This is a genomic window from Leuconostoc sp. BM2 (genome assembly GCF_002095565.1).
Lineage (GTDB): Bacteria > Bacillota > Bacilli > Lactobacillales > Lactobacillaceae > Leuconostoc > Leuconostoc falkenbergense.
In genome coordinates this window covers 1-11,867 of the sequence record NZ_MOWQ01000043.1, presented here as the reverse complement: position 1 = coordinate 11,867, position 11,867 = coordinate 1, and the positions used below count along the sequence as shown (strand labels likewise).

Below are 11,867 nucleotides of genomic sequence, written 5' to 3'. Positions count from 1 at the left end.
GATATACCAATATATCAGGTGGTTTTATGATAAATTCAATTAAGTAATGATTGCTCTCGTGTTACAATAGAAAGAAAATGAGATAGACCCATCGGGAATGCCGGTGGTATGAGATGAAAACATGAATAATATTGAAAAATTACAACAGTTAACCCAAATGACCCGTCAAGAAATTGCTGATGCACTTGATGTTGAAAGTGAAACCGTTTTAGCTTGGGAAAATGAAACCATCATGCCAACGGTCAGTGAACTAGAAGCGCTCAGTGGTATTTTTTCAGCACAATTGGATACCAAAGGTATCGAGACACAAAAACTAGCGCACCCTATTCACATTCGTTTATCTGTCGACTATTTGTTAAATCTTGGCATAACAATGTCAGATTGGATTACCTTAAAATGGGCATTTGAAGGTCAGTGGGGCTCCGATAAATTAGCAGTTGGTTTTTTTGATAACAATCAATTAACACGAATTGTCGAAACAGAGTCAGAATTTGTTGCCGCTTTTGCTGGCTATTTAATTTTACAAACTGATGGTGAGTTTGAACCCTATATTGATGAATTTAACGATGATAAAGAATATGATTGGCGCTTGATTCGCCATAGTGGTGAAACGTTTACAGACGTGACTCGTATGCTTGTCACGTCTGAATTGACGGAGATAAAGCATGGCTGAAAATTTAATTATAGCGACGGATGCTTATAAGTTGACCCACCATTTACAGTACCCTGATAATATTACTAAGTTATATTCTTATGGCGAAGCACGCGTAGGTGGTCAGTTTGATCGAGTAAGCTGGTTTGGTTTGGGGATGATTTTACATGATTATTTTCATATCAAAATTACTGATGATATGATAGACGAAGCTGAAAAGATGTCTTTACAAACATTTGGAACATCGGCTTACTTTAATCGTGCTGTCTGGGAAAAAGTTCGTGACTTGGGCTACTTTCCTGTCACTATCAAGGCATTACCTGAAGGCATGACTGTGCCAACGGGGAATGCGTTATTTACAATTGAAACGACAGCACCGTGGTTTGCCACAACGTTGAATGCTTTGGAAGCCCTTTTAATGCATGTCTGGTATCCAACGACAATTGCCACTAATTCTATGGTGATAAAAAAACGTTTGCGGCCATTGTTTGAGCAGTCTGGTTCAGTTGATGGTTTGTTTTTAGCGGTGAATGATTTTGGACTACGAGGTGCTACGAGTTTGGAATCTGGCAAACGCGGTGGCGCTGCGCACTTGTTACATTTTCAAGGATCCGATAATTTGGCGGCGTCGCAATACTTTGAGAATGTATATGGTATTGCGGGTCGGGCTTTGTCCGTTTGGGCGACCGAACATTCGGTTGCAACTGCTTATGGTGATGGACAAGGTGAATTTGATTACGTGAATGCGCAACTTGATCGTGCACCAGAAGATGCTGTTTTGTCGATCGTGATAGATTCTTATGATGCCATCAACTTTGTCAAAAATGTGATTGGATCTGATTCAATGAAGTCAAGAATCATGAAACGTTCAGGTAGAATAGTGTTGCGTCCTGATTCCGGTGATCCTGAACAGATTGATTTAGAGGTATTAAGTTGTTTGGCTGACATTTTTGGTACGGAAACAAACGATAAAGGCTATCGCGTGATTAAACATAATGTTGGTATCATTCAGGGCGACGGTATGAAAGCTGATACCATCGTATCACTTTATGAAAAGCTACTGGCAGAAGGGTGGTCAGCTGATAATTTGGTCGTTGGTTCTGGTGGTGGTTTGCTACAAGAAGGATTTACACGTGATACTGAACGCTTTGCTATTAAAGCCGCGTATGCCGAGAAATCCAACGGTGATCATCTCAACATTCAAAAAAAGCCTAAAACTGATGTCTCAAAGGCATCAAAATCAGGACGTTTGAAAGTCATTCAACGTGAGCAAAAGATCATCACTGTTTCTCAAAACGAACCTGGTGAAGATTTATTAAAGGTAGTCTACCATAATGGGATTGTGTCACCAATTAATGGTGCAGACATATTGGCTCGCGCCAACAATCATGAGTGAAAGGACTAATAACAAGTGGGATTAAACTATCATTTTAGTAAACAACCAAGTGAAGACGATATGTCAGTCAAAGTCACACGACTAGATGAAAAAGCCGCAGCACAAGCATGGCGTCAACGTGATAAACGTGATCATCAACCAATTAGTGAACCTGAAACAGGCATGGTTGGGCGTGACATTAAAGCATTAGGCACTGAATCAGCTATCGGAAAAGATGAAAGAAAAGCGCAAATGCAAGTTTTGTTTAATCAAGGGATGACTAGTTACATTGATTTAGCTTTTAAAATGAACTTAACAGAATCAACAATAAGACGCTATGGTAAAGAGCTTGGGCTAACATTTATTGATCAAGAATTTTAATCAATATGTTGTTCACAAAACAAGGTTATAAGTTAAGATTAAAGACAAGTAAATAATTACCTTGACATTTTCTAATTTTCAAGGGATAATAGTTAAAAATACTTATATATTTCACATAGAGGTTGCGATTGACATTGCGCCTGCCGGAGCTCTTGTAGGGGTTGATGGTAGGTTAGGGGACGTCGCCGAAATACGTTTTATCTACAAATGAAACGTGTTGGGCTAAGGGTTAAGAACCGTTAGACTGTCGCACACGTGCGATGAGCTATGGCAACTGTCAAAATTGGTAAATTAAAAAGCCGTTAGACTGTGACCGTGAGGCTCAGACTAATGGCTTTTTATTGTGAATAAGGGGAAAGCATGAGTTATCCAACGAATACGAATCAGCATTTAACAATTGAAGACGTCGACACTATTGAATTAGCGCAAAAGTATGGTACACCGCTGTATGTTTATGATGTAAGTCATATCAGACAGACAATCCGTGCTTTTAAGCAAGTATTTGAACAAGAAAAGATTCCATTTGTGATTAGTTATGCTGGAAAAGCATTTGCCACAAAAGCAATCTATCAAGTTGTTGCTCAGGAAGGCATTCATGCAGATGTGGTGTCTGGTGGTGAACTATATACAGCACTAGCTGCTGGCTTTCCAGCAGCGCATTTAAGTTTTAATGGTAATAATAAAAGTTATGACGAATTGACATTTGCTGTTAAAGAAGGTGTCGGAACCATCATTGTCGATAATTTTTTAGAACTAAAATTACTTTCTGAAATTACTGAAAAAAATGCCATTAAACAGGACATTCTGTTACGAATTTCGCCTGGCATTTCAGCACATACACACGAGTTTATCAGTACGGGTCAGCAAGATAGTAAATTTGGCTTTGATTTAATATCTGGGCAGGCGAAAGAGGCTTTTGACATCGCCATCAATGATGATCATTTAAACTTACGTGGTTTGCACGCACATATTGGTTCACAAATTTTTGATGTTACTGGTTTTGAACAAAACGCTGCGCTCCTTGCTGACACGGCTAATGCTTGGGGGTGGCAACCTGAAGTGATTAACGCCGGTGGTGGTTTTGGTATTAAATATACTGATGAGGATAAGCCGTTACCTGAAAGTGAATTTGCACAGGCTATTATTCGTGTATTGAAAGCAAAAGCTGCTGAATATGATTGGAAAATGCCAGAAATATGGATTGAACCTGGACGCTCAATTGTTGGACCAGCTGGGAAAACACTGTATACAATTGGCTCAAGAAAAGACATTCCTGATATTCGCCATTATTTGGCCGTTGATGGTGGTATGGGTGATAATATTCGACCGGCGTTATATCAAGCTAATTACACAGCAGTGTTAGCTAATCAACCGAATGCCCAAACTGAAGAAGTCGTTCGAGTTGCTGGTAAATATTGTGAATCTGGTGATGTATTAGTCTGGCAACAAGCTTTACCAGCCACAAAACTAGGGGATATCTTAGCGGTAAATGCAACGGGTGCTTATGGTTATGCCATGGCCTCGAATTATAATCGTAATCCCAGACCAGCAGTGGTATTTGTCGAAAACGGCCAACACCAATTGGTTGTAGAACGAGAAACATTTGAACATTTAGTGTCGTTAGACCGAGATTATACTTTAGGAGAATAGTAGAATGCCTGAAAATGAAGCACAACGTTTGATCAACTTTATTGCAAATGCACCCAAAAAAACACCTGTGAAAGTGACCTATAAAGGATCACTTGATGCTGAGGTGCCAGACCAAGTCAAACATTTTGGTAATGATATTTTTGGTCAATTAATTGGTGATTGGGCTGATGTTGCGCCATTGATTTCAAATTTGCCAGAAGATAGTGTTTTGATTGAAAATGATTCACGTAATTCAGCAGTACCGTTGCTGGACAAAAAGGCTATCAATGCTCGAATTGAGCCTGGCGCTATTATTCGTGATCAAGTTAGCATTGGTGATTCAGCTGTGATTATGCTTGGTGCCGTCATTAATATTGGTGCCGAGATTGGCGCGGGGACAATGATTGATATGGGAGCCGTCCTTGGTGGCCGTGCAATTGTTGGTAAAAATTCACATATCGGCGCTGGTGCCGTACTGGCGGGTGTGATTGAGCCAGCATCTGCCCAACCTGTGCGAGTTGGAGATAATGTTTTGGTTGGTGCAAATGCGGTTGTCATTGAAGGTGTGCAAGTTGGTGATGGTGCCGTTGTTGCTGCTGGTGCGATTGTCACCAAAGATGTACCGGCAAACACGGTGGTTGCTGGTGTACCTGCCAAAGTAATCAAAACAATCGATGAACAAACGCAACAAAAAACCGCTTTAATTGATGCACTAAGGAGTCTTTAATGACAGTTTCTGAAGCAGATATACAGACATTTCGGCGTGAATTACACCAAATACCAGAACTAGCTTTATCCGAATTTCAAACACATGATTATTTGCTCAAAAAAGTTCAGTCATGGCAGACTGATTTTATGACCATACGGGAGGTGCCAGAATTACCGACAGCTTTGTTAGTAAGATTTGAGGGTTCCCATCCTAAAAGAACAATTGGTTATCGATCAGATATTGATGCTTTGCCAATTACAGAAGACACACAGCTACCATTTTCCTCAATACATGATGGTCGCATGCATGCCTGCGGGCATGATGTTCACATGAGTTTGGCCTTAGCCATTACTAAATATTTTAGTGAACATCAGCCAGAAGATCATGTCATTATCTTTTTCCAACCAGCAGAAGAAGAAAAGAGTGGTGGAAAATTAGCCTATGACTTGAATTTATTTGAAGGTCAATGGCGACCAGATGAATTCTATGGTATTCATGATCAACCTGATTTGCCTGCTGGCACTTTGAGTACGTTAGCAGGCACTTTATTTGCTGGTACTGCTGAGTTAAAGGTTGATGTAATTGGCCAAGGCGGTCATGCAGCCTATCCTCACTTGGTTCATGATCCAATTTTAGGCGCTGCGGAGTTAATTACAACGTTACAAACAGTTGTTTCGCGTGGTGTTGATCCAATTGAAGGTGGCGTTGTCAGTATTGGCACAATTCAAGGCGGCTTCGCAAATAACGTTATTCCAGATCGTGTTCATTTGGAAGGTACAGTACGTAGCATGACATTATCTGGATTGAAAACGATGATGTCACGCATTCAAAAAATAGCGGATGGTATTGCTTTAGCCAACGATTTGACTATTGAAGTATCGCTAGAAAGTGGTAGTTATTTACCAGTGGAAAATGATCCAAAATTGGCTGAAAACTTGATTAATTACATGACGGAAGATGACAATATCAACTTTGAATTAGCCAAACCTGCTATGACGGGCGAGGATTTTGGGTATTTATTACAGCATATTCCTGGCGTGATGTTGTGCTTAGGCGTAAACGATTCCCATCCACTTCATAGCGCCAAGCTTAACATTGATGAAGCAGCACTGATGCCCGGATTTTTGGCCCTTAAATCCTTTTTAGTTTATCGCATGTCGCAAGGAGATTGAAAATGTACGAAAATATTCGTTTAATCACCGCAATTGTAACACCGTTTACAGCCGATGACAGTATTGATTATGACTCGTTGGATAGTTTGATAGAACATTTGTTGCAGCATGGTACGCAAGGTTTTGTTGTTGCAGGTACAACCGGCGAATCCCCTGCATTAACTCACGAAGAAAAGCTGGCTTTAACCACGCATATTGTCCAACAAGTTAGTGGCCGTGCTTTAGTAATTGCTAACGCTGGCTCTAATAATACTAAAGAGTCTGTTATGGCAGCGCGCGAATTAAGCGCTATTACAGGCGTTGATGGTATTTTAGCGGTTACACCTTACTACAATAAGCCCAGTCAGGCAGGGATGATCGCCCACTTTGAAGCCATCGCAGACGCCGCTAGCAAACCAGTCATGCTTTACAATATTCCAGGCCGTACCGTGGTTGGTTTGACACTAGATAGTGTTTTAAAGCTTGCAAAGCATCCGAACATCAACGCTATCAAAGAAACAACCTCGGTTGATTTAATTGCAGCTGAAGTTGCTGGTACGACTGATTTCTCAGTTTATACTGGTGAAGATGCGATGACCTTATCAGCTTACGTTGTGGGTGGAGCGGGTACTATTTCAGTTGCTTCACATTTATATGGTGATGAGATGACAGCGTTATTTAAAGCGATGGCTACAAATAATTGGCAAGAAGCCGGCAGGTTGCAACGGTATTTGACGCCAAGAATGAATGCATTGTTTGCTTACCCATCTCCAGCACCAGTTAAAACAAAACTGGCTGATCTTGGTTTGATTAGAAAAGATGTTCGATTGCCTATTTTAGCCTTGGCTGAAGCTGAAAAGGCACATCTGAATGATTTATTGGAGAATTCATGACAAAAATTATTTTAGCAGGTGGTTTCGGCAAATTAGGTGAGGCGATTCAAAATGGTCTCAAGGCCGATTATGAAATTGTTGGCATTTTAAGTGGTCATCAGCATGATAGTGACATACCAGTTTGGACATCTCTTGAAGACATTGATGTATCAGCAGATATCTGGCTTGATGTGAGCACACCAGCGACCGTATATGAGAACGCCCAGTACGCAATTGCTCATAATATGGCATTAGTCATTGGTGCGACAGGCTTAAGCGATGCGCAAGTCACTCACCTTAAAGCTTCAGCGACAAATGGTATTTTAATTGTCCCAAACTTTAGTTTGTCAGCTGTATTGTTAATGCAATTCTCAAAAACGGCAGCGCAATACTTTCCAGATGTGGAAATTGTTGAAGCACATAACCCCAAAAAAGTGGACTCACCATCAGGCACTGCAAAACAGACTGCACGAATGATTGCTAGTTCACGACAAAAAGCACCAGCACAAACAAGTGTTGGTGAAGCGCGTGGCGAAAGAGTTGACGATGTGCCTGTGCACGCGATGCGTTTACCAGGTTATATTGCGCAACAAACAGTTTACTTTGGCGGCATTGATGAGCAACTCACCTTGTCACAAAGCACAACTAGTCGTGCTGCGTTTGTGCCAGGTGTCATAATGTCATTAAATGCCGTTACAAAATTAGATCACCTCGTGATTGGACTTGACCAGTTATTAAACTAAAAAGTTACTTCAGTAATGAACTGAAGTAACTTTTTTTATTGATTATAAACACCTTCGGCGATGTCAGCTAAAGTATCGCGAGAAGGAACAAAGAAAAGTTGACCAGACAAAATATCTGAAAAAGTGAGTAAATAATCAGATTGGTCGACCATATTAGTTAGCATGCCCTTGGTAACTGACCAATAGCGTGAATACCCAATGAAATAAGTGCCAGTGTTGCCCGAAGCTGGATCTGAGAATGGTACATTCATGCGAACAATTTTTTGTTCTTCACCATTTTTTTCAAATTTTGACGCAACATTATGGGCATTTTTGAATTTGTCATCATCTTCTAATTCTAGATCGGTAAATTTTTCACGACCAATTGCTTTTTCTTGTGTTTCATTATTAAGTTGGCCCCAAAAGTCCATATTATGACGCCACTTTTGGGCAAAAGCATAAGATCCATTAGTAAAGTTTGGATCTTCATCTCCGATAAGCGCATAACCTGCAGCATCTTCAACAGCTGGCGCTTCCGTACCATCAATAAAACCAATGATTGCACGTCCTTCAAAATAGCGGAATCCCTTAGTTTCATCGACTACGTCAGTGATATTTTTTAGAAAACGCATAAATTGTGTTTGTGCCTCGTAGACAACAGCTTCATTGCTAGCGCGTATATGAAAAAACAAATCACCAGCGGAAGCAGGCATTTCGTATTCTGGGCCCTTAACGCCGCTGAATGTTTCTAATTCAGCAGGTTTAGGTTGATTTGGGAAAAGATATTTCCAAGCTGTTTCACTAAATCCAATGGCAACTTTCAAGCTTGATTCTGTTGCCAAATGAGAATCACGAATACGTAACGAGCGAATAATTGCCTGTGAGCGATCCGCAAATTCTTGAATTGCCGCTTGTGTTTTTGCGCGATCTATTCTCTTGAACTTGAGTACAGTGAATTGAACATGTTCACCAACATCTTTCCAAACATCTTGCGCTTTTAATGGATTAACTGTCATTTTTCCCTCCAATTATTAAACTAGTGCTATCATACGCCAATTAATTGTTTTAATCAATAATCATTCTAAATAACTCTTTTTGCTACTGTGTCTAAAATCACATAAAATTCATATTTATCATGTAAAATAAACGTAAATAGGTAATAATATTAGTTTTATGATGATTATTTAAGATGATGGCATTATTAATGTTATGATATCAAAAATTGATTAAGGGAGCAGTAATTATGGAAATTAGAATCATCGGCGCTAGTCACGCCGGCATAGCGTGTGCGTTACGCGCGAGGGAAGAAAATCCAGATAGTAACATTGTCATTTACGAAAAGCAAAAGAGCATTGGCTTTGTAGCGCAAAGTATACCGCTCTATTTAGCTGGCGATAGTAACTTTTTGAAATTATCAAGTTATACCACAATTGCTGAACTAGAAGCAAAACATATTACAGTTAAAACACAAACTGTGATTGATTCTGTTGATCTCAGTAACAAGACCATTCACTATGTTGACATGGTTTATGATGTAGAAAAAGAAGATCACTTTGATAAATTAGTCGTTGCCACTGGCTCGTATCCCAGTCTGTCATTGGTTCAAGATGGTTTTGTAGATAAACTGTATGTTATCAAAAAATTTGAAGACGCGGTTAAAATTAGACAATTAATGGCTGAAAGTCGGAGCTGCATTGTGATTGGTGGTGGTGCAATTGGCATTGAAATGGCTAAAATTTTGAGTGAATTAAAAATTGAAACCACAATTATTCATTCTTCTGATTTCATCTTAAACCGATATTTGGATAAAGAAATTGCGCTTGATATGCAAAATGCATTGGTAGAAAATGGCGTTAAAATTATCACAAATACTTTGATTACCAGCATTGATGAAGAGAATCTAAAGGACAGTAATCGTAAAATTAGCCATGTTAGAACAGCTGATGGTCAACATTTTGAGGCTGACGGTATTATTTATGCAACTGGTTTTAGACCCAATTCGTTTCTAGTAGCCGATCAAGTAGCACTGGGCGATCGTGGCGCGATTATTGTAGATGATTACATGCAAACGAGTCATCCAGATGTTTATGCTGTCGGTGATTGTGCGACAACCAAACTAACCAACGTAAAGGAACCAACTTATGTGCCACACGCGAGTGACGCCATTCGACAAGGAGATGTTGCGGGCGCTAATTTAGCAGGCAATACTGTCCAATTGAAATATTCTCAAGGCACATACAAACTGAATTTTGACCGTGACATATCGTTATGCATGTCTGGTTTGACACACGAAAAAGCGAAACAAGAAGGTTTTGATAGCGATGTTGTTACCATAAGAGATCAATATGTCAATGGTAATGCTTTCTTTGAAGCTTATTTGGTTTATGAAAAAGTGACCCACAAAATATTAGGTATACAGTGTAAAGGATCATCCTTTGAGGTTGGCGCGCAAGCAGAGATTATTTCCTTAGCTATCCAAAATAATTTAACGGTTGAAGACCTTCAATACAGTGATTTTTATTTCAAACATGGCTTCAATAATCCTAGAAGTTTTACGCAGATTCTTGCTGATGCGATTCGCCAAAAAGAAAAATCCGTCAAGTAATGTTGGCGATGGAAAGGAGTGCTGACAATGGTAACAGACCAGAAAATTAGCGAGTTAGACTACTGTTATGTGTCATGGGAACTTTTGCAAGAATTAGAAAAAAACGCCTTTTCCAGAAACGAGTGTATCAGAGCATTTAAAAAAGAGTCAAACGACAGACAATCTTTGATTACAAGTGTTGTGGCATTAATCTTACCAATGACTTTATTGGGAAGTATTGTTTTTTCTAATCACGCAGCAAGTTTAATGTATGGCAGCACGGGCACGACTGAAAATATTTGGACGCGCGTTGTTGGATTATTAATGTTATCGGCCTTTTTATTTTTAATCGTCTATATGTTGTCAAAAGAATTGTCAAAATATAAGGTGTTTTGGCCAATTAAAAAATTAATTAATCAAGATTTAGAGGCAAACTTACGTTTAGAAGTTGAGGCAATTGATCGAAAAGCTTCAAAAATTATCAACGATTCGATACTTAAGGACTCTAAGATTCCAGATAAATTTTTGTCATCTGAGTTTTTAATGGTCATTATCAAGTATATGGAAAGTGGACAAGCATCATTTATTAAAGAAGCGGTATATGCTTTACAACTTGATCTCAACAATACAGGCTATTATGCCAAAAGAGACGCTTCTACAATTGGAAAAGAAGTATTTATTAGATCCTAATAAGAATTTGACAAAAAAAATTGAATTGGCTGAAAAAAATGACTGACAAACATATACAATCAAATACTAAGCAATTTAGTCAAGAAAATATTTTTATTGAAACTGATGATAAAGCATCAAAGTCGCAAAATGTGAAAAATTTTGTACAAGACGATTTTTTCGACAAGGGCAACTGGGGACTTAAATTTCGACAACTCGGCATCAATTTTGTTTTTGCTATTGTCCTTGTGTTACCAGTTTTGATATTGTTTAATTCATTAAAAAACGGTAAATTGTGGCAGTCATTGTATCATTGGCAATATCAAGATGGGTTTGATCTTACTAAATTCCTACAAGCTTCAATCTTGATTGCGATTGTCGTTGTGCTTGTATGTAGTTTGGCATTTTTGGTACGAAATAATTATCGTGAACAAAAAATATACCCGAATCAAATCACGTATGATGACGATAAACTTCAGGCGCGAAAGGCAGTCATGGATAAGCTTTACACGAGTAGATATGGTGATAAAAATTTCCGTGAATCAACGAAATATTATGCTGTTAATGAAGAACAAAATATTGATGATCACCTAATTAGTGACTTATTTAAGGAAAGTGGGGTAGAAATTAAATGAAGCAAATTCTGGCAGTTTTTGTGCAAATTTTGACCTTATATCCGATTATTGGCGCTATTGCTTGGACTATTGGTGGCATTTTTTATCGCACAGTGTACGTTGGTAAAATTTTGGATCGTGATTTCAAAAAAATTCGAGTCGAAAAAGAGCCAATGATTACAATCATGATTCCTTGCCATAACGAAGAAATGGTCATTGAAGATACGATTGATTATTTAATGAACGATTTAGAATATCACAATTATGAGGTGCTGGTTTGTGATGATGGCTCAACTGATACAACGCCGGAAATTTTGTCTAGACTAAGTGCTAAGTATCAGAAGTTACGCGTTTTACGTGTCAATAAGAATAAGGGTAAGGCACTGAAGTGAACCCCAATAGTTGGACAAAATAAAATTAATTAACTAACAGACTCAGTGGTGAGTTGTCGATATTGAACCGGCGACAAACCATTGAGTTTTTGTTTGATCCGGTGATTGTTGTAATAA

At 38.9% G+C, this 11,867-nt stretch carries 13 protein-coding genes, 1 pseudogene and 1 riboswitch; of the genes and pseudogenes, 12 read left to right on the top strand and 2 right to left on the bottom strand.

Features of this window, described 5'->3' with window-relative positions:
* The first annotated feature begins 121 nt into the window (after window positions 1–121).
* The 8 genes from BMG01_RS09230 to dapB all read left to right on the top strand — a co-directional run bounded on the left by BMG01_RS09230 (window position 122) and on the right by dapB (window position 7,512).
* Window positions 122–673: a helix-turn-helix transcriptional regulator gene (locus BMG01_RS09230; RefSeq protein ID WP_004915302.1), complete on the top strand. Its 552-nt coding sequence runs from the start codon at window positions 122–124 to the stop codon at window positions 671–673.
* Entirely contained in the window at window positions 666–2,048 is a 1,383-nt protein-coding gene (locus BMG01_RS09225) for a nicotinate phosphoribosyltransferase (RefSeq protein ID WP_004915300.1), read from the top strand. The genes BMG01_RS09230 and BMG01_RS09225 overlap by 8 nt, the downstream gene beginning before the upstream one ends.
* A gap of 15 nt (window positions 2,049–2,063) precedes the next feature.
* Complete coding sequence (locus tag BMG01_RS09220) at window positions 2,064–2,408, top strand: hypothetical protein (RefSeq protein ID WP_004915297.1); 345 nt, start codon at window positions 2,064–2,066, stop codon at window positions 2,406–2,408.
* A gap of 108 nt (window positions 2,409–2,516) precedes the next feature.
* A riboswitch (Lysine riboswitch) is annotated at window positions 2,517–2,684 on the top strand.
* An 84-nt stretch (window positions 2,685–2,768) separates the two neighbouring features.
* Window positions 2,769–4,058, top strand: coding sequence for a diaminopimelate decarboxylase (lysA, locus tag BMG01_RS09215; RefSeq protein ID WP_036067901.1), 1,290 nt, complete (start codon window positions 2,769–2,771; stop codon window positions 4,056–4,058).
* Window positions 4,059–4,062: 4 nt separating this feature from the next.
* Complete coding sequence (dapD, locus tag BMG01_RS09210; protein WP_004915293.1) at window positions 4,063–4,764, top strand: 2,3,4,5-tetrahydropyridine-2,6-dicarboxylate N-acetyltransferase; 702 nt, start codon at window positions 4,063–4,065, stop codon at window positions 4,762–4,764.
* Window positions 4,764–5,918, top strand: a complete 1,155-nt coding sequence (locus BMG01_RS09205; RefSeq protein ID WP_004915292.1) for an N-acetyldiaminopimelate deacetylase — start codon at window positions 4,764–4,766, stop codon at window positions 5,916–5,918. Before dapD ends, BMG01_RS09205 begins: the two co-directional genes overlap by 1 nt.
* 2 nt (window positions 5,919–5,920) lie before the next feature.
* Entirely contained in the window at window positions 5,921–6,790 is an 870-nt protein-coding gene (dapA, locus tag BMG01_RS09200; RefSeq protein WP_004915290.1) for a 4-hydroxy-tetrahydrodipicolinate synthase, read from the top strand.
* Window positions 6,787–7,512, top strand: a complete 726-nt coding sequence (gene dapB, locus BMG01_RS09195; RefSeq protein WP_004915289.1) for a 4-hydroxy-tetrahydrodipicolinate reductase — start codon at window positions 6,787–6,789, stop codon at window positions 7,510–7,512. Before dapA ends, dapB begins: the two co-directional genes overlap by 4 nt.
* A gap of 35 nt (window positions 7,513–7,547) precedes the next feature.
* On the opposite strand, the gene BMG01_RS09190 is transcribed toward dapB, so the two are convergent.
* The gene (locus BMG01_RS09190; RefSeq protein ID WP_004915286.1) at window positions 7,548–8,507 is read right to left on the bottom strand and encodes a Dyp-type peroxidase; all 960 of its coding nucleotides are present in this window, start codon (window positions 8,505–8,507) and stop codon (window positions 7,548–7,550) included.
* 227 nt (window positions 8,508–8,734) lie between these two features.
* On the opposite strand from BMG01_RS09190, the gene BMG01_RS09185 reads away from it, so the two are divergent.
* The 4 genes and pseudogenes from BMG01_RS09185 to BMG01_RS09170 all read left to right on the top strand — a co-directional run.
* Window positions 8,735–10,096, top strand: coding sequence for an FAD-dependent oxidoreductase (locus BMG01_RS09185; protein WP_004915284.1), 1,362 nt, complete (start codon window positions 8,735–8,737; stop codon window positions 10,094–10,096).
* Between the two features lie 27 nt (window positions 10,097–10,123).
* On the top strand, window positions 10,124–10,765 hold the full coding sequence (locus BMG01_RS09180; protein ID WP_004915282.1) for a hypothetical protein: 642 nt from the start codon (window positions 10,124–10,126) through the stop codon (window positions 10,763–10,765).
* Window positions 10,766–10,803: 38 nt separating this feature from the next.
* Window positions 10,804–11,379, top strand: coding sequence for a hypothetical protein (locus BMG01_RS09175; protein ID WP_004915281.1), 576 nt, complete (start codon window positions 10,804–10,806; stop codon window positions 11,377–11,379).
* Window positions 11,376–11,741, top strand: a pseudogene (locus BMG01_RS09170) (glycosyltransferase family 2 protein); the annotation flags it as partial. The gene BMG01_RS09175 and the pseudogene BMG01_RS09170, both read left to right, overlap by 4 nt.
* A 38-nt stretch (window positions 11,742–11,779) precedes the next feature.
* On the opposite strand, the gene BMG01_RS11675 reads toward BMG01_RS09170, so the two are convergent.
* Window positions 11,780–11,867: IS3 family transposase (locus BMG01_RS11675; protein WP_143471450.1), on the bottom strand; the 88-nt coding region annotated here is incomplete at its 5' end.